The 16,480-nt window shown below is 33.2% G+C and carries 22 protein-coding genes and 2 pseudogenes; 18 read left to right on the plus strand and 6 right to left on the minus strand.

All coding sequences use genetic code 11. The features are described 5' to 3' along the window. Positions 1-166 precede the first annotated feature (166 nt). The 5 genes from AC59HZ_RS30365 (at position 167) to AC59HZ_RS30385 (ending at position 4,012) form a co-directional block, all read left to right on the plus strand. Positions 167-1,120: a DNA/RNA non-specific endonuclease gene (locus AC59HZ_RS30365; RefSeq protein ID WP_496549441.1), complete on the plus strand. Its 954-nt coding sequence runs from the start codon at positions 167-169 to the stop codon at positions 1,118-1,120. A gap of 670 nt (positions 1,121-1,790) precedes the next feature. Beyond that, the gene (locus AC59HZ_RS30370) at positions 1,791-1,925 is read left to right on the plus strand and encodes a DUF3953 domain-containing protein (RefSeq protein WP_496549442.1); all 135 of its coding nucleotides are present in this window, start codon (positions 1,791-1,793) and stop codon (positions 1,923-1,925) included. A 137-nt stretch (positions 1,926-2,062) separates the two neighbouring features. Continuing rightward, the gene (locus AC59HZ_RS30375) at positions 2,063-2,533 is read left to right on the plus strand and encodes a DUF4825 domain-containing protein (RefSeq protein WP_496549443.1); all 471 of its coding nucleotides are present in this window, start codon (positions 2,063-2,065) and stop codon (positions 2,531-2,533) included. A 378-nt stretch (positions 2,534-2,911) separates the two neighbouring features. Then, a complete protein-coding gene (locus AC59HZ_RS30380; protein WP_198313891.1) occupies positions 2,912-3,112 on the plus strand; it encodes a cold-shock protein in 201 nt (66 codons plus the stop codon). A gap of 423 nt (positions 3,113-3,535) precedes the next feature. Further along, positions 3,536-4,012 (plus strand): CarD family transcriptional regulator, encoded by a 477-nt coding sequence (locus AC59HZ_RS30385; protein WP_496549444.1) that lies wholly within the window; start codon positions 3,536-3,538, stop codon positions 4,010-4,012. Positions 4,013-4,068: 56 nt separating this feature from the next. Here the strand turns inward: AC59HZ_RS30385 and AC59HZ_RS30390 are convergent, their stop codons facing one another. The 4 genes and pseudogenes from AC59HZ_RS30390 to AC59HZ_RS30405 all read right to left on the minus strand — a co-directional run. Then, entirely contained in the window at positions 4,069-4,278 is a 210-nt protein-coding gene (locus AC59HZ_RS30390) for a hypothetical protein (protein ID WP_496549445.1), read from the minus strand. Positions 4,279-4,415: 137 nt separating this feature from the next. Further along, positions 4,416-4,598, minus strand: a complete 183-nt coding sequence (locus AC59HZ_RS30395) for a hypothetical protein (protein WP_496549446.1) — start codon at positions 4,596-4,598, stop codon at positions 4,416-4,418. A gap of 278 nt (positions 4,599-4,876) precedes the next feature. Continuing rightward, positions 4,877-5,089, minus strand: a complete 213-nt coding sequence (locus AC59HZ_RS30400) for a hypothetical protein (RefSeq protein ID WP_496549447.1) — start codon at positions 5,087-5,089, stop codon at positions 4,877-4,879. Positions 5,090-5,368: 279 nt separating this feature from the next. Then, positions 5,369-5,925 (minus strand): annotated as a pseudogene (locus AC59HZ_RS30405) (transposase); the annotation flags it as partial. Positions 5,926-6,020: 95 nt separating this feature from the next. Here AC59HZ_RS30405 and AC59HZ_RS30410 point away from each other — a divergent pair. The 8 genes and pseudogenes from AC59HZ_RS30410 to AC59HZ_RS30445 all read left to right on the plus strand — a co-directional run bounded on the left by AC59HZ_RS30410 (position 6,021) and on the right by AC59HZ_RS30445 (position 11,273). Next, positions 6,021-6,338 carry a hypothetical protein gene (locus AC59HZ_RS30410; RefSeq protein WP_496549448.1) on the plus strand — a complete coding sequence of 106 codons (318 nt, stop codon included), beginning with the start codon at positions 6,021-6,023 and terminating at the stop codon, positions 6,336-6,338. A 26-nt stretch (positions 6,339-6,364) separates the two neighbouring features. Next, a complete protein-coding gene (locus AC59HZ_RS30415) occupies positions 6,365-7,312 on the plus strand; it encodes a LacI family DNA-binding transcriptional regulator (RefSeq protein ID WP_496549449.1) in 948 nt (315 codons plus the stop codon). A 209-nt stretch (positions 7,313-7,521) separates the two neighbouring features. Further along, complete coding sequence (locus tag AC59HZ_RS30420) at positions 7,522-8,253, plus strand: Cof-type HAD-IIB family hydrolase (protein ID WP_496549450.1); 732 nt, start codon at positions 7,522-7,524, stop codon at positions 8,251-8,253. 437 nt (positions 8,254-8,690) lie between these two features. Further along, positions 8,691-8,864, plus strand: coding sequence for a hypothetical protein (locus tag AC59HZ_RS30425; RefSeq protein ID WP_496549451.1), 174 nt, complete (start codon positions 8,691-8,693; stop codon positions 8,862-8,864). A 558-nt stretch (positions 8,865-9,422) separates the two neighbouring features. Beyond that, positions 9,423-9,563 (plus strand): hypothetical protein, encoded by a 141-nt coding sequence (locus AC59HZ_RS30430; protein ID WP_496549452.1) that lies wholly within the window; start codon positions 9,423-9,425, stop codon positions 9,561-9,563. After that, positions 9,530-9,709, plus strand: a pseudogene (locus AC59HZ_RS30435) (VOC family protein); the annotation flags it as partial. The gene AC59HZ_RS30430 and the pseudogene AC59HZ_RS30435, both read left to right, overlap by 34 nt. A gap of 231 nt (positions 9,710-9,940) precedes the next feature. After that, complete coding sequence (locus AC59HZ_RS30440) at positions 9,941-10,288, plus strand: PadR family transcriptional regulator (RefSeq protein ID WP_223587545.1); 348 nt, start codon at positions 9,941-9,943, stop codon at positions 10,286-10,288. Beyond that, positions 10,275-11,273 (plus strand): HAAS signaling domain-containing protein, encoded by a 999-nt coding sequence (locus AC59HZ_RS30445; RefSeq protein WP_496549459.1) that lies wholly within the window; start codon positions 10,275-10,277, stop codon positions 11,271-11,273. The genes AC59HZ_RS30440 and AC59HZ_RS30445 overlap by 14 nt, the downstream gene beginning before the upstream one ends. Before the next feature lie 233 nt (positions 11,274-11,506). Here AC59HZ_RS30445 and AC59HZ_RS30450 read toward each other — a convergent pair whose 3' ends face one another. Then, on the minus strand, positions 11,507-11,923 hold the full coding sequence (locus AC59HZ_RS30450; protein ID WP_496549453.1) for a GNAT family N-acetyltransferase: 417 nt from the start codon (positions 11,921-11,923) through the stop codon (positions 11,507-11,509). Between the two features lie 365 nt (positions 11,924-12,288). On the opposite strand from AC59HZ_RS30450, the gene AC59HZ_RS30455 reads away from it, so the two are divergent. Continuing rightward, a complete protein-coding gene (locus AC59HZ_RS30455; RefSeq protein ID WP_496549454.1) occupies positions 12,289-13,359 on the plus strand; it encodes a hypothetical protein in 1,071 nt (356 codons plus the stop codon). Between the two features lie 467 nt (positions 13,360-13,826). After that, on the plus strand, positions 13,827-13,994 hold the full coding sequence (locus AC59HZ_RS30460) for a hypothetical protein (RefSeq protein ID WP_496549455.1): 168 nt from the start codon (positions 13,827-13,829) through the stop codon (positions 13,992-13,994). Between the two features lie 61 nt (positions 13,995-14,055). Here the strand turns inward: AC59HZ_RS30460 and AC59HZ_RS30465 are convergent, their stop codons facing one another. Then, the gene (locus AC59HZ_RS30465; RefSeq protein WP_496549456.1) at positions 14,056-14,208 is read right to left on the minus strand and encodes a hypothetical protein; all 153 of its coding nucleotides are present in this window, start codon (positions 14,206-14,208) and stop codon (positions 14,056-14,058) included. A 151-nt stretch (positions 14,209-14,359) separates the two neighbouring features. Between AC59HZ_RS30465 and AC59HZ_RS30470 the strand changes: the two genes are divergently transcribed. From AC59HZ_RS30470 to AC59HZ_RS30480, 3 genes are all read left to right on the plus strand, one after another. After that, the gene (locus AC59HZ_RS30470; protein WP_289339340.1) at positions 14,360-14,695 is read left to right on the plus strand and encodes an ArsR/SmtB family transcription factor; all 336 of its coding nucleotides are present in this window, start codon (positions 14,360-14,362) and stop codon (positions 14,693-14,695) included. Between the two features lie 41 nt (positions 14,696-14,736). Next, entirely contained in the window at positions 14,737-15,735 is a 999-nt protein-coding gene (locus AC59HZ_RS30475; RefSeq protein ID WP_496549457.1) for an NADP-dependent oxidoreductase, read from the plus strand. Between the two features lie 276 nt (positions 15,736-16,011). Continuing rightward, complete coding sequence (locus AC59HZ_RS30480; protein WP_496549458.1) at positions 16,012-16,260, plus strand: MafI family immunity protein; 249 nt, start codon at positions 16,012-16,014, stop codon at positions 16,258-16,260. The last annotated feature ends 220 nt before the right edge of the window (positions 16,261-16,480 follow it).

The following is a 16,480-nucleotide window of genomic DNA, read 5'->3' on the forward strand; positions in this document are numbered from 1 at the left end:
TAATTCCAATTACAAGGGTTATGAAATCCTGCGAATAAGGGAGCATTCGAGAGATATTCGTATTAAACTGAGGGAGTAGAATAAGAATTCAATACCAAAGATAGATATATTCCAACAAAAGATCAAAATGTGTTATTGTTAAATATGATTTTTCTAGGGTAGAAACATGAGAAAGGTGTGCAGAAGTGTGAACAAAAGAATATTATTGATTTTATTTACTGTGATTTTAATATCTGTATTTGTGGGTTGCGGAAAAATCACTGAACATACTCCGTCAAAAAAAGTGCAATCCCAAACGAGTGATAGTGAACCCAACAAAAGTGTTCCTGCATCTAGCACTTTAAAGGCAACAGGTACAACGGACGGATTTGATTACAGCAAATATACCCTAATTGTAGTAAACGGCGGGGATATGTCAGGACATAGACAGCCGAATGTCAAAGTAGATGTCGGATTTGGAGAACGGGAATATTGGGCGTATACAAATGAATACGGTCAGCTAATCCGTGTTGAGGCAAAAAATATAACACTTCAAAATCCGAATACTGATCATGTTTTGTCATCAGGTAGATATTACTCTGATGAAGCAAATGTTCCTGGTACAGAGAGTCCAACCTTGGATAAAGGGCATGTGATTGCTGACTCGCTTGGGGGAGTATCAAACGCATATAACATTACACCTCAGGACAGCATTCTCAATAGGCACGGCGATCAAGCTTATATGGAAAAAGTGATTCGAGATGCAGGAGGTTGTACTGATTTCGTAGCAGTGATTCAATATCCAAATACTCAGACGCAAATTCCTAACCATTATAAATTCACATACAAAATTCAGGGCAGATCCATTACAGATGAATTTGACAATGTAAACCCAGATGAAGTGAACAAAAATATAGGGAAAACGACAGGTACGAGCAGTACGCCTCCTAAAACAGACAATGGACCTGCAAACGAAACGGAAAATAGTAATGAAGATGTTAGTAAAGTGGATACCAATCATAACGGAAGTGTTACGATCGCTGAAGCCAAAGCTGCTGGCTTTAAAATGCCAATTACGCGCGATTCATGGCTCTATAAATATATGGATGATCGAGATGGTGATGGCTTAGTAGGTGAGTAAACAAATCGGCAAAAATAGGTGCTCTCGTTGTCATAAACCTTGATCAAGTAATTGAGTTTCTAGCATTACATGAAAAAAGGCATATTGAACAAATAAAGGATATCATTAAAGCTTTTAGGTAAACAGAAGGGATAAGCCTTCTGTTTTTTATTTACAAAGCACAAGAGGAGCTGTAAGAGATACGGGCGAGAGCGACAGAAGCAGAAACAGAAAATAGAAAAAACTACAAAGCCGTATTGTTTATGAAGAAAGACTACAAATGTAATTAACGGTCTTCCATTCAGGTCTATCGCTTTAGGAGTAATTGTAGAGCATAAAAATTCCACCACATAATCATTTAAACATTTATTGTGAAGAAATATACTTACACTAACGGGTGCTTGAGTTTAAGAAAGGATTGCAGCGGCGATCCTTTTTTCTTGTTGCACTAACGGAGCAGGTTAGTTTAACAAAGGACTGGATTTATATGGTAAAATTTTATTAGGGAGTAGTAAATAAAGGGAGTAATTTAAAGGGAGTAATTTAAAGGGTAGTCGCTTTTTTACCAACTGTATAGTGCAAGAAAAGGGGGGAGCTTTGGTTAAAAGTTCTACGATATGTTTTATCAATAGTAACTTTTTTACTTGCTTCTTATGGACTAATTACGAAAAATTTCGAGTATAACTATATTATGATATTTCTCTTAGGTCTAACAATGTTAATTATAGGGTTAGAGGAATTTCAAAAAGAGCGAAAAATTTATGGTTGGCTAATGGTTGTTGTTTTCCCATTTTCATTATTCGTATCCATTCAAGGCTTTTTTTGAACTAAAGGGTGTAAGAGTTTAAGATCAAGCTGCCATTTCGGTGGCTTTTTCTTATTTATCATTGCAGGTTACTTTAAGAATGATATTGGTTTTTTATGGTAATATGTTGTTAAGTAAAATTATATAAGGGGGAAATTATGAAAAAAATTACACAGTATTATGTAGGGATAATTCTAATTTTGATTTTAAGTAGTTGTAGTTCAAATAATAATTCTGATCAAGGTGTATTTAAATACAAGGGGTCGTACATAGGTGATAATAGTGCAGTTGGGAACATAATAAATAGATTACCCTATAGTAAGGAATTTAGGGAAGTTTCACTCCAAACTCAAAAGAAACCTTATGGAATGATTATTCAGTATGGAGATGTAGCCGGTAACATTAAAAATAATGTTGTAAATAATGCTACATATATATTTGTTTTAATTAAAAATGCAGACTGGATTACATTTAACTTTCCTAATAAAAAATATACTTTGACGAGACAACAGTTACAAAAATGGTATGGGGAAGATTTAAATAAAATTAATGATGAAAAGGAAATAAAAAAACTCATTCAAACTAATTTAAATGACGCGAACAAAGTGAGTAAGTTACTTAAAAAGTAAAATCTTATTAAACGATCTGGGTGCGTTTCTACAGTATGAGGACTTTATTGTGTCTCCTCCGTTACCAGACGATTTATCTGGTTTGAATTTTATATTTAGAGAAAATCAGACTCCTTTTAAAGGAAATCCAACTGGTCTTGAGATTGTTATGCGTTTTGATTAATATAGTTTGTTTGTGAAGAATTGTACTTAAAGTAACGGATTCTATAGTTAAAGAATTAGGGTTACTTGCAAATACTTACAAAAAATGTTATTATAAATATTGAATTATTTTTGTTCGGTGTAAAGGATAATAAGTTTCAACTTTTCGTCTTGATGATCACTGAGAGCAAGGATAGTAATACAATGTGTGTATATACACACTAGGAGGCAACAAAAATGGAAAAAGGTAAAGTAAAATGGTTTAACGGCGAAAAAGGCTTCGGATTCATCGAACGTGAAGGTGGAGAAGACGTATTCGTTCATTTCTCAGCGATTCAAGGCGAAGGGTACAAAACATTAGAAGAAGGTCAAGAAGTGACTTTTGACCTTGAAAAAGGTCAACGTGGACCTCAAGCAGCTAACGTACACAAAGCTTAATTATAGAATCCTTTAAACAGGCTCTAATATTAGAGTCTGTTTTTTATTTTTCTTAAAAAACAAAAAACCCCCACTCACGAATGAGTAGGGGACATGAAAACAGTAAATCAAATGGTAAACTAAGTGTAACATACAATTAGGGAATCTCCTAATTCTTCTAATTAGAGTTGCTGAAAAGCCGCTTTTTCACTTGAAATAAGAAAATACTACCCAATAAATGGATAGCATTATTCTTAGTTTAGTACAATCCTTGAAAGGGGGCTTTAGTTGAAGAAGATACTTCTTTAATGGTTCCAAAATAATTATAATTTCCTACAACAAAAATATTGATATTAACTATTGATTGATGTTATAATATTATTTTTGTCAAAAAATAGCATGTGTGTTATACTTAAGAAGAATTAAAATTTGGAGGTGTTTTAGATGTTTCATGTGGGTGATTCCATTGTTTATCCAATGCAAGGAGCAGGTGTTATTGAAGCAATAGAAGAAAAGGAAATTCTAGGTGAGAAACATAGGTATTATATGATAGAAATGCCAATTATGGGAATGCAAGTAATGATACCTATTGACAAAGTGCTAAAATCACGCATTCGCTTAGTTGCAGATGTACTTACACTTGAACACGTATTGGACGTTTTTCAATACGGTCAAACGGATACAACTCTTTCAATGAAAGAAAGATACAAGATTAATACGGAAAAGTTGAGAACAGGCAATATTCAAGAGGGTGCAGAAGTTGTACGTGATTTAATGCGCTTAAACAAAAAGAAAGCTCTTAATTCAAGCGAAAAGCAAATGCTAGACAGCGCACGGAAGATTTTCATTAGTGAATTGGGCATAATTAGAGGGATCACTGAAAATCAGGCAAATGATTTGTTAAACAAAAGGGTTGGATGAGTGCTTTTTTAATGTGACCTAAAAATGGTGAATCACTCCATTAAAAAAGCATCCGATTATTCGGATGCATACTTAATTATTCCATGTAAGTAAACTGAGTATTCTCTCTGTACATATTCTCTTAATTTAATTCTTTTTTCTGTTTCTAATACTCTAACCAATTCTTGAATCTTTTTTTCATTTTCTTTTGTAGTAGGAATCTCAAATGAAAACAAATTACCTCGACTACTATTTAGTATTTTTTTTAATAATTCAACTTTATTCATTGGATAATCCCTTTATCTACTATATTCGAAATAAAGACGATTTTTTTCTTGTAACATCTTATATTGTTTCATGTTTTACCTACTTTCCACTAAAAAAATCTGATTACTGGTACTATGACAGGAATGGGGTAGCTTTTTTATTTTTTTTTATAACTACCTTCTACCAATCTAATCATATCACGCCCTGATATCTTTTCTGTTTCATGATAACCTTCTTCATCACGCAAACTCAAGTACCAGCTGCTGTTTTTATCTTCATTTAACCTATATAACTTATTGGTAAAAACATTTGTATAAAAATCTCCATTTCTTAGCCTCATACTATCCCCCTCTCAAATGTGTATAACCTGTATTATGCCCAGGATACTGACCTGAGAGCCATTAGACATATACAGTCTAAAAATCCTGGGTATACAAGGGAAAGAAGTGAAAATCAGAGGTAGGGACAGGGCATGGATAGTTGTATTAACGGAATTTTTCCGTTTTCAGCTAACGGGTGCTTTAGTTGATGAAAGCCACTAATTCTTATCAGTGGCTTTTTTGTTTGTTTAATAGAAGACCTCTTACGATTAACTATTTATTTAATCACGGCGTGATTCTATTTAATTAATTCCATTAATAATTCGTGGAAAATGTGTTGTTCAAAATCTCGTGGCTTATCCAATAGTATCCCTCTTCTTGACGCTACTGCAATTATTAGTCCTAATTCATAGTACATATTTTTAGAAACAAAACCTTTTGAGATCATTTTTTTCACTTCATAATAAAATTGAATCAAAAAATCACTTGGTAATTTTTCATACAAAGACATTTCCGGAAACACCTACTATTCCTACTGTATTAATTGGAATAATATCAAGTAAAACTAAAATTGAAAAGAGTTTTTCGCCAGATTCATAAATTTGTCATTTTATTGCAGATCCTTTTGACAATACAGCTTTAATCTTGTTGCACTAACCAGCTAATAGTTTGTCAATATTTTTCATTAAAAACTTAAAATATCTCATGTTATACTAAAAATGTGCAGGCCAAATAACCCTCCGTTAGTTTAATTTTGGAAGGTTTTGTGTTATTTAGGTAGATTTTGGTTCTAAGCTATATCTTGGAAAGTTGTTCTGTTTTTTAATAGGGCATATATCCAATGTAAGAGCTTGTTTACACAGGCAATTACAGCTACTTTAAAAGGTTTTCCTTCATCACGTTTTTTATCATAGAACTCTCGTAATCTCTTATTTCGAGGAATGATTTCATCGCTTGTTTTGCTCTTACGACAGTCACGTATAGCACAACGAACAGCCATATATAAGGCGTGTCGAAGCCTGCTGGATCCTCTTTTTGTAATTCGATTTTTGGTGGCCGTAAATTTACCAGATTCGAATACACTAGGATCAACTCCAGCGAAAGCTACGAGCTTTTTAGGATCAGTAAATCGATCTATCTCTCCAATTTCTGAAATAATCGTTTCAGCGATCTTTTCTCCGATACCATGGATAGATTTGATAATATTATATTCTTAAACTTCTTTTGCGAGGCATCTATCTCTGACTCTAACTTGGATAGGTGCTATTTGTATTGAAGAATGATGGTTATATACATATCAAGACTCAAAATATGACTCTGATACAAAGTCTTTTCAAACGGATAAAAACGCGCGGTTATGTTTATTTTTTTTCCCTTGACTTGAAATGCATTTCATAAATTAGAGTGAAATTAAGTCCATTTCAACATAAGGAGGAAAAAAGATGAACAGGAAAATTAACCTTCAACAAGATGAACATGTACTATCTACCCTTACAGGGCTATTGGAAATCTTTGATGGAACACATAATGTCTACTTTGGAGAGTTGTATTTAACCAATAAAAGAATATATGTAGTAAGCAATAGACTAATAAATGTGGAAGAATTATCTTTCTGGTTTGAAGGTGTAATGAGGGATATTGAACATTCTACACTCATTGTAGGAGAACACAGGATTGCGGTAAGATGGGCATACAATGGAAACCTCCTTTACTTTATAAAAACTTTTCAGAAATTGAATGTATCGCGTAGGTATCCTTGACATCAGGTATATGTGGGAGATATGTAATGACAAATATTAACGATATTGCACGATTAGCAGGTGTATCCGTCTCTACTGTTTCAAGAGTCCTTAACAATTATAAGTATGTTGCTAGTGATAAAAGGGAGTCGGTACTTAAAGTTATTGAAGAAATGAACTATACACCAAATAAAAATGCGATTGATTTAATTCGAGGAGAAACAAGAACCATAGGCGTTATTCTCCCATATAACAACAATCCAGCATTTGATCAAATATTAAACGGTATACTGAACAAGGCATTAGAGAATGATTTTTCGATTACAGTACTTCCTTCAAATTATAGTAAAGAAAAAGAAGTGGAGTATTTGCAAAAATTAAAAAGCAAGCTGTATGATGGCATCATTATCACTTCAAGAGCAAATGATTGGGAAACGATCATTCCATATAGTGATTATGGTTCAATCGTATCTTGTGAGTATACGCAGCATAAGGAAATTGGATGTTCCTATATGGACCGCTATTCTTCATATCTAGATGCCTTTCAATTATTAAAAAACAAAGGGCATTATGCAGTAGCTTTCACAACAGCTAGGCTAGAAAGCAATAGCACGAGGCAAATGATTGTTGCTTATAATGAGATTTTTGGTGAACTTCAACCTGAATATCACATTTCAGGTTGTCACAGCTTAGAAGACGGATATAAAGCAGCGGGGCAATTCCTGCATTTACTGAAAAGACCAACAGCTATCTATGCGAATGGAGATGAAGTGGCTGGTGGTATATATTTATATGCTAAGTCGAAACAATTGAAAATCCCTACTGATTTAGCAATCATTGGTCAAGAAAATCAACCAATTGGTATCGGTATGGGAATTTCTACAGTGGATCACCAGTTAACGAAAATCGGTGAACAAGCTTGTAGCCTAGTGATAAAGAAATCTATAGAAAAAGTTAAAATACCTTATCGCATTGTGGAAAGAGATTCTGTTTAAAGCTACCCTTTTCCGTTTAAGGCACTTTTGGTTTATCGGAAATGTAATATAGCAGTGGTAAGAAAATATTTAAAACAACTTTACGATCGATGGAGTATTTTAATCTCGTGATCGGTGTCTATACTATGTTTTGATTTCTATGTACTTTTGGTGTGTAGTAATATCAAAGACTTTGAATAAAAAAATAGTAGGAAATGTGGTGAAAGAAAATGCGTAAAAAATTTGTAGTCTTTGACATTGATGGAACGTTATTAACGACAGAAATGAATTTTCTCGACAGTACAAAACAAGCTTTGGATTCTCTTAAAGAAAAAGGACATTACATCGGCATTGCAACAGGAAGGAACTACGCAACAGCAAAATCGGTCGTTGACGAGCTTGAAATTGATACCTACGTTTTATGTAATGGTTCAGTCGGGTATGCCCGTCATGAATTAGCACATGAAATAACATTTTCAAAAGAATCTATTATGAAACTAATTGAAATTGCAATGGAAAACAATGATCAGATTGTGTTCCAAACAGCGAACGGATTAAAAAGACATTTCGAAGAACCTGGAGAGTCGTTAGCGAAAGCTTACGAAAATCTAGGATGGACCATCCCGGACTTTGATGAAATGTATTGGAAACAAAGCTCAATTATTCAAGCTATGCTTTTTTGCAAGTCAGAAGATCTTCAAAAATACGCTATCGAAGAATTCAGATATGTGAGTTGGCACAAATTTGGAGTAGATGTCATACCTAGAGAAGGGTCGAAAGCAAAAACCATATTGAAAATTGCCGAACAAAATGGATTTAAGCGTGAAGATATAGTCTTTTTCGGAGATGGAATCAACGACATTGAACTAATGGAACTTTCAGGAATTGGGGTTGCAATGGGAAATGCTGAAACAATAGTTAAAGAGAAAGCCGATTTAATCACAGATAGTTGGTTGCAATGAACATGGAATTTACAATGCTCTTAAGAACATTTCATTAATATAAAAAGAGATAGATTATTAAAAGTTATAAAATTTTAATATTATTAATTTCAAGGAATTAGTTTTTACCAACAAACCAAACTACAGAGAGTGTGAAGGATTACACTTAAGCTAACGGGTGCTTTTATTTGAAGAAAAAATCTAACATAATAAGTGTTTTGAAATATCGGCAGCAAAAAAGGACCAGTCAACTGAAGGGAAATTAACACAAGAAAACGCAAGGTGACCGCACCCTGCGTTTATTTTTTAAATTTTTATTTGAGAGCCCGATGCCCTTTTTGATTAATAATGTTCTCCATTAATTTGACTCCTTTATGTCAAACCTTGTAACTTAAAATAACTTTAAAATTAACAGTCATAGACATATAATTATACTATTAATCGAAGGAGGAATAAAAATGAAACAAGCTACTCTCCATCAATGGCAAAAAGAGCATAATATACAAATTGCAGAATTTCATAGAAACCACGAAATTAAAATCCAACGTGGTGAAAATGGGCACGGTTGGTTAGCTAAATGGGAAAGATTTTTTTATAACAATGTCATTGCTCCTCTAAAGAAAGTGAGATAATACTTTTAAATGAACTGTCCTCCTGGTACGGTTCATTTTTTATTTCACATATGTGGCTATGCTTAATTGACCATAAATATTTAAGTTTTTTGTAAAAAAACTTATTAATAAGCATTAATAATGGAGAAAGTAGGAATTTCTTTAGAGGGGATACTTAGATGAGTCATAATCATAAAAGAAAACATCAAGATTTAACGATGGATTCTATTTTAAAACAAGAAATTTATTATCTGTTTAAAGGACGGTTGCAATGAACAAAGTATTGAATTTGTTTTTTGAAAAAAGCGAAAGAAGACAAAGTACGAAACCATTCATAATTCTAAGGAAACTAAATCTAATATTAGGTATAATCTGCCTTTTACTCATTCTTAAAAGCGGTTTTAATTCTTTCGAATGGTTATAGCTTTTCATCGGGGTAAGTAATTTAACGAATGGATTTGAAGATCTTTTAAATAAGAAAACAAAATCTGATATATTATTTGAATTAGGGACTGCCCTATTAAGTTTCCTTTTATTTTTTCAAATAATTGAATAATAAAAATCTTGTTCAACTAACGGGTGCAAGAGTTAAAGATTGGGATGGCTGCGGCGATCCCTTTTTTTATTGCATTAACGGGGCAGGTTATTGTAAAAAAGGTTCTTTGTACGAATCCGAGAATACATAAAAAGAATGGGAAGGCAGACAAAACTGGAAATTAGGTGATACTTATATTGCATTTGTACAGACAGAAGAACACTTTCTTGATATTCCATACCATCGCTGCCGAGTAGGGCTGAATCATAATCATCTAGCATTTTTCGTTTATTCACGTCTTCACGTTGATGAAATAACCAAATCACTAAAAGCCAACATTTATAAATGCTTGAATGGAGGAAGGAGAATGACTGATTTTTTAAGTGATTTATTTTCGTCCCTTGCGGTTCTTTTTTTTACTTTTTATGTTCCTAACTTATTAACTTTATTAATATTTTTTAATAGTTATTAATTTCAATTGATTTCGTCACAACAATAGTGTATGACGCATAGCATAAATTATATACTGTATGACATATAGTAATAAAAATGAGGTGGGTGAATGAGTAATTTATTGAATTCATTAACGACAGAGCTTAGGAGAGGAACGTTGACATTAGCGGTTTTAAGTCAGTTACGAACCCCCCAATATGGATATTCACTTGTCCAATTATTGGAAGGATCAGGTATTGCCATTGATCAAAGTACCTTATATCCATTGCTTCGCAGATTAGAGAAACAGGAGTTAGTGTCGAGTAGTTGGGATACCTCTGAAAGTAGACCCCGTAAGTACTATGTTTTAAGTGAATATGGGTTAGAGATATTTTTGCTGTTAAAAAAGGAATGGATGAAGAATTCAAAAGAGCTTTATAGCTTATTAAAGGGGGAGGAAGATGATGAATCTAATTGAGGTTTATATTCAGGAAGTTACTCGGAGGCTTCCTGAAAAAAATCGTGAGGATATTGCACTTGAGTTGCGGTCATCTATAGAGGATATGCTGCCTGATGATTACAGTGAAAAAGATGTAAAGGTAGTTCTTGAAAAGTTAGGGAGTCCAGTTACTTTGGCTAGTGGTTATCGAGATCGGCCCATGCATCTTATTGGTCCTCGCTATTTTGATGTATATGTGACGCTGTTGAAAATGATTTTACCGATTGCCGCTGTCATTTCATTAATCACAATGATTGCCGAATATTTTATCGGCTATGGCGGGAAAGAAGTGGTAATTAATGTTGTTTTGAGACTTTTAGGGGAAGGAATATGGAGAATCATTGAAGTAGGGATCCAAGTATTCTTTTGGCTAACAATTGTGTTTGCTATTTTAGAAAGAACAGATAAAGGAAAGGATGAGCAGCCACTAACAGCAAGCCTTAAAAAATGGACTCCTGATGATTTGAAAAATATCCCGTATATCCCAAAGAAAAAAGCCATTTCCAAGTTCGAAGTATTTGGAGGTTTAATGTGGACTGCAATATGGGCAACACTTTATTTTTATGCGAATCATCTTGTAGGTGTATATGAAGGCGGTGCGGACGGACTGGAATTCGTGACTCCATCCTTAAATCAAGAGGTTTTACTACGGTATTGGCCAATCGTCGTTATTGTGATCGGATTCGAAATAGCATTATCCCTTTACAAATTAATAAAGGGACAATGGACAAAAAAAATGGCAATATGCAATACTGTCCTCCAACTAATTGCCACCATTGTATTTATTGTTATATTAATAAATCCAAATGTACTAAGCAAAGATTTTATTACGTATATGACAGATTTATTTACTATAACTGCTAATCAATTTACTACGTGGATCGTTGGCGGTGGAATTTTCTTCTTTATATTATCGGCGGTCATCAGTGTATTTGATGGCTTCCGCAAGGCAAGAATTCGTTAATCTGTATTTGCTTATTATAATAACTTGTGCTGGAGCTGATGATAAATTATGATTGTCAGCTTTTTCTTGTTGAACTAACAGGTGCTTATGTTGAAGATGGGATCGCCGCAGCTATCCCTTTTTCCTTATTTCACAACGGAGCAGTTAATGATTTCGTGATTTATTGTGAACTTTTACGAATAGGGACTTTATTTTTGAGAATATCAATTTTAATAAAAGGAGCATAATAAAAGTTAAAGAATCTTTTCATAATTAATTAGAGTTAAGTATTTGTTAATTTGTTGTTCCCCTGTTTTTTTATAGCCAAATTTTTCATAAAAATGGCGATTTCTACGGTTGTCCTTTGGTGTATCAAGTGACCACTTTTTAACTTTAGGGAATTGCCTTTCCAACTCCTGTAAAATTTTTGATCCCAATCCTTTATTTTGAAATTCAGAGCCAAGGAAAATACGATACAAATAATTATGATCTTTTGTTTGCTTTACAAGACAAATTCCGCCTGCAAGCCTGTCATCAACGAAAATAGAATAGTGCAAAGAATTTTGCATTCTAAAAAAAAAGGAATCCAATGATTCAGTTGCAGGACTTGTATGATAATCCTTATATTTGATTAAATCTGAATGAAACGCTTCTTTTTGAATCTTTAACAATTCGTTTGCTTCCGAAAGCTTTGATGGTATTATCTTAAATTTCAATTTCCCCACCTCTTACGCCATTTCTGTCATTATATGAATATCTGCCTTATAGTTTAATTAAATGATAAAGTTCCTCAGATATCGAAAATAAGGACTTACGCTCGAAAAATATGCTTATCTTTTTATAATAATTCTTCTTACGACGTTACATTAATGGGAAAATGGGTATTAATTCTACTAACAAGACATAAAACTTAGTTAGGAATTAAAAATTGGCAAAATTGATGCTTGTATCCAGCATGTAGCTAATGGTCTGCGTTTGACATGCAAATATTCAAAATATAAAACAGTTACATTTAATTTAAGGAGCAGGATACATCTTGATTAATGAATTAAACATTTACGATCAAGGCTTTCCTCAATATATCCCCCCAAAATACATGAATAATTGGATTGAAGTAGGTTTATTTAACGATTTTTATTTTAAATTTTTCCTGACTTATTGGGATAACAATTATTTAGGAGGATACCTTTCTCGAAATGCGTTTAATACATTATTTTGTGTACCAACATTTACAAATCAATCTTCACTTCAATATGGACTTCAAAAGAATATTCTACAATTTACTCCGGATGAATGTATAAATAATTGGGTACAAATTGGCTTTGAAAATGCCCAATATCTAAAATTTTATTTAACCTTTGCTAATGAGAATGACATCGGAGGTTTTTTACTACAGAAATCGATAAAAAAACTTGATTTCTCCATTGTTCATTATCAGGAATTTTTCGAAGAATATGAAAACCAATTTCATCCAATGCTAATTAATAACAATATTCAATTATCAAAAGAGGAGAAGACTAGGCGAATACAAGTTATTAATGATGTTTACACTATACTTTTGGCACGTCTTTTGAAACGTGGGTTAGCTTCCAAAGAAGGTGGAAGAATTACTAAACATACTGAATTGCCTAACGCTGCTATAGATGATATGCAATATCTCTCAAATAAGCTATTACAACTTTATAAAGAATTTTTTAATGGTTTTCATGATCAGTCCAATTTCCATCGATTTCATGAATGCTATGAATTATTTTCCAACGGTGAAATTAGAGGAACAAAATATCCTGGACAAAGGCAGCCAGACTCCTCAGATGAATTTTTATTTTCAGAGTTCGCCATTCAAGCTATTGAACTAAACATAGATGTGGAAATTTGGTGTGAACTATTAAAAACATTTGTCAAATCTCAAGAAATTTTTATACAGGTGTATAGACCAAAAGGAATCGAAGTACCTACCTTAGAAGATTATACATTTAGCAATTTCCAATACTTTAAACAAGTTTCCCAAAATGAAAAAGAAAGACTTAGAAAAAAGTACGATAATATGTCGTTTTATGAGTTAATACAAGCATACTCTAGAAACCTATTAAAAGCACAGTCTCCATGACCAAGCTAAGTAATGTAACGTCCCTTTTGAACGACTATGTGAAAAATATCACTTAAGCTAAAGAGGGCAAGAGCAAAACACGGAGTGGCTACGGCTGCTCTTTTTTTATTATTCAACTAAAGGGGCAGGATAGTTCAGGAAGGAATATATATTCTGATGTTGAATTTATAAAAGTCAATATGGTGGAATTAGAGTAAGTTGTTTTTCAACTAACGAGTGCAAGAGTTTAATAAAAAGTAGCGATTTTTTTGGTCTTTAAGAGTTGTACTTATCTTTGTATTTCGGATAAGATAAAATAGTTTTTACGCAAATTTCTTAAGGAGTGAACTCCCATTACCAGTTTTATTATTGATTTACTAATTGATATTACAGGCGATATAATTGGACATTTCATTCCTAATTTGTCACCCGAATCAAAATTCCAAAAACACATAATCAGATTAAGGGAAGAAGATTGGTTTTCCTTAATGGAGAAGGATTATAGATACGAATATATAATCTACAATAACAGCAGGGTGAAGCGGTTCTTAAGCAGTGAAAAAAATGTAAAAATGATTACTAGTATGGATGTGGAAAAGGAGAAATTCATAAGCTTAGTAAAAGAAGAGCATGCCAGATTTACAAGGTTACGTTAATTTTTAAAAGTGCTTTTAGACAGGATAGTAGTGCATGAAGGGAACTTGTGAAACATTGTACTTACACTAATGGGAGCAAGAGTTCAAGATGGATCGCTGCGGCGGTCTTTTTTGCTTGTTTTGCTAACGGGTGCAGGTTAGTGGAATAAGAAAATGGCTTCATTTTGGAGAGTGAATCATCAAACTTAGTATCCTTTCTTAAGTTCCTGAACATTAAAGGTAATGGATACGCCATTTCCAAGACGTGATTCGTCTCGATTTTCTTTCTCAATATTGCACCGAATACAATCATAGTATATTGTTGTATTCTATGATATGGTTCGTCAACTTAAACGATTCAACTAATCATTGGAGGTATACAATGCATGAATAAACATGACCAACTAAATATTATCAAAGAGGATTTTATTAATTGTCAAAAGGTACTATTGGCGATTGGTGATGAAACACGTCAATCTATCTTAATGGTTTTAATGGGAACGGATTGTCAAACAGGATTACGTGTAGGTGAAATCACTGAACAAACACATCTTTCTCGACCTGCTGTGTCACATCATCTTAAGATTTTGAGAGATGCCGGTGTTATTTTAATGCGAAAAGAAGGTACAAAAAACTTTTACTATATAAATGTACGTACAAAATTAGGTTTATTAAAAACGCTTGTGTTAGATATTGAAAAGTTAATGGAGAACTTTTATTGAAATGATGTCATTTGAACATACATTATTTGGAGGTATAGGCAATGAAAGCAATGGTTATTGATCAGTATGGGAAAGTCCCTATGCGTTTGGCAGATATGCCCACACCTGAATTGGGTGAATACGAGGTACTCGCAGAAATTCATGCAGCTAGTATTAATCCTGTTGATTTTAAAATCCGCGATGGGAAAGTGAAATTGTTAGTTAAATACAGAATGCCTCTTATCCTTGGGAATGACTTTTCTGGAGTCGTGGTAAAGGTTGGCGCAAAAGTAGCTCGTTTTAAAGTTGGAGATGAAATTTATGCACGTCCACGTAAGAGTAAAATCGGTACGTTTGCGGAATATATCTCCATTCATGAAAATGACATCGCCTTAAAACCTGAAAATTTGAGCTTTGAGGAAGCTGCATCGATCCCACTGGTTGGCTTAACTACTTATCAAGCGCTACATGACATCCTGCAATTACAAAAAGGACAAAAGATTTTGATTCAAGCTGGGGCTGGTGGTGTCGGTACCTTTGCTATTCAACTGGCAAAATTAATGGATGCCACTGTTGCAACAACTGCAAGTGAAGCCGGTACGAATTTAGTAAAATCTCTTGGTGCAGATGAAATTATTAATTACAAGACAGAAAAATTTGAAGATAGACTGAAAAATTATGATGCGGTATTTGATACACTTGGGGGCAAGATACTCGAAAAATCATTTGATGTTTTAAAAGGCGGAGGAAAGATTGTTTCCGTTTCGGGTTTACCGAATGCTCGTTTTGCCAAAGAAAATGGTTCAGGATTTTTTAAAACACTGTTGTTCTCAGCAGCAAGCAGTAAACTTACAGCACTTGAAAAAAAGCATAATGTTCAATATACGTTTTTGTTTATGAAGCCAAGTGGAGATCAATTACGTATTATTGCAGAGTTTATAGAGTCAGGTAAAATCAAACCTGTAATTGATAGAGTTTTTCCTTTTAAAGATGCTCAAAAAGCGATGGAATATGCGCAGTCGGGAAGGGCTAAAGGGAAAATCATTTTAAAAATCAGATAGTTATCAAACGCACCAAAAAACATGTTCTATCTTTCCATTTTTTTAATGATTTTATTATTTTATAATTACTAAACTCGCTAATTTCTATTTAATTCTATGTAATTGTGATTTTCATATTGAATTTTCCGTAACGTTGTAAATCTGAATTTTGACTCTATCCCAAAAATTAGCTGAATAATGCTTATTTCAGCAATTATATTGTGAAAGGTTGCACTTAAATTAACGGGTACGTTAGTACAATAAGTAAAATAAATTATTATAGGGTGTGTGATAATTATGAATGTTGAAACGGAGATAAAAGCAATAGTTGAACACATAGATGGATTACCAAAAAAGGATCGAATAATTGTTTTGGATTATTTAGAACATAGAGAATGGGGAATTGCATTAGAACATCTTTGTACCACCATTTCTGAGGAGAATATCCAAATTTCAGAACCTATTTTTCAACTGATAAAAGACGTATCAACACATATGAAAATCTGGGAAGGTATTAGAGATGAAATTATTGATTTAGTAAAATAACACTATTAAACTAACGGGTGCAAGACTTAAGAATGGGATGGCTGTGGCGATCCCTTTTTTATTACACTAAAGGGGCAGCATTCCTGTAATGAGTGAAAATGAAGTTTGAACAAAAAAATAACCTCTTGGTAGAATAAGAGTGACCTAAAGCTCCCCAGCGAAAAGGACAACACTCAAATACCAGGAGGATTTAAAATGAATTATAACCAAAATAAGAAGA

This window comes from Neobacillus sp. DZ-9 (assembly GCF_059587065.1).

Coding starts and splice junctions, on each gene's coding strand:
- AC59HZ_RS30470 (WP_289339340.1), top strand. CDS start 14,360: ATGAATAAACATGACCAACTAAATATTATCAAAGAGGATTTTATTAAT.
- AC59HZ_RS30415 (WP_496549449.1), top strand. CDS start 6,365: ATGACAAATATTAACGATATTGCACGATTAGCAGGTGTATCCGTCTCT.
- AC59HZ_RS30380 (WP_198313891.1), top strand. CDS start 2,912: ATGGAAAAAGGTAAAGTAAAATGGTTTAACGGCGAAAAAGGCTTCGGA.
- AC59HZ_RS30420 (WP_496549450.1), top strand. CDS start 7,522: ATGCGTAAAAAATTTGTAGTCTTTGACATTGATGGAACGTTATTAACG.
- AC59HZ_RS30395 (WP_496549446.1), bottom strand. CDS start 4,598: ATGAGGCTAAGAAATGGAGATTTTTATACAAATGTTTTTACCAATAAG.
- AC59HZ_RS30440 (WP_223587545.1), top strand. CDS start 9,941: ATGAGTAATTTATTGAATTCATTAACGACAGAGCTTAGGAGAGGAACG.
- AC59HZ_RS30385 (WP_496549444.1), top strand. CDS start 3,536: ATGTTTCATGTGGGTGATTCCATTGTTTATCCAATGCAAGGAGCAGGT.
- AC59HZ_RS30390 (WP_496549445.1), bottom strand. CDS start 4,278: ATGAATAAAGTTGAATTATTAAAAAAAATACTAAATAGTAGTCGAGGT.
- AC59HZ_RS30460 (WP_496549455.1), top strand. CDS start 13,827: ATGGAGAAGGATTATAGATACGAATATATAATCTACAATAACAGCAGG.
- AC59HZ_RS30375 (WP_496549443.1), top strand. CDS start 2,063: ATGAAAAAAATTACACAGTATTATGTAGGGATAATTCTAATTTTGATT.
- AC59HZ_RS30425 (WP_496549451.1), top strand. CDS start 8,691: ATGAAACAAGCTACTCTCCATCAATGGCAAAAAGAGCATAATATACAA.
- AC59HZ_RS30480 (WP_496549458.1), top strand. CDS start 16,012: ATGAATGTTGAAACGGAGATAAAAGCAATAGTTGAACACATAGATGGA.
- AC59HZ_RS30410 (WP_496549448.1), top strand. CDS start 6,021: ATGAACAGGAAAATTAACCTTCAACAAGATGAACATGTACTATCTACC.
- AC59HZ_RS30475 (WP_496549457.1), top strand. CDS start 14,737: ATGAAAGCAATGGTTATTGATCAGTATGGGAAAGTCCCTATGCGTTTG.
- AC59HZ_RS30400 (WP_496549447.1), bottom strand. CDS start 5,089: ATGTCTTTGTATGAAAAATTACCAAGTGATTTTTTGATTCAATTTTAT.
- AC59HZ_RS30370 (WP_496549442.1), top strand. CDS start 1,791: ATGATATTTCTCTTAGGTCTAACAATGTTAATTATAGGGTTAGAGGAA.
- AC59HZ_RS30445 (WP_496549459.1), top strand. CDS start 10,275: ATGAATCTAATTGAGGTTTATATTCAGGAAGTTACTCGGAGGCTTCCT.
- AC59HZ_RS30365 (WP_496549441.1), top strand. CDS start 167: ATGAGAAAGGTGTGCAGAAGTGTGAACAAAAGAATATTATTGATTTTA.
- AC59HZ_RS30465 (WP_496549456.1), bottom strand. CDS start 14,208: ATGTTCAGGAACTTAAGAAAGGATACTAAGTTTGATGATTCACTCTCC.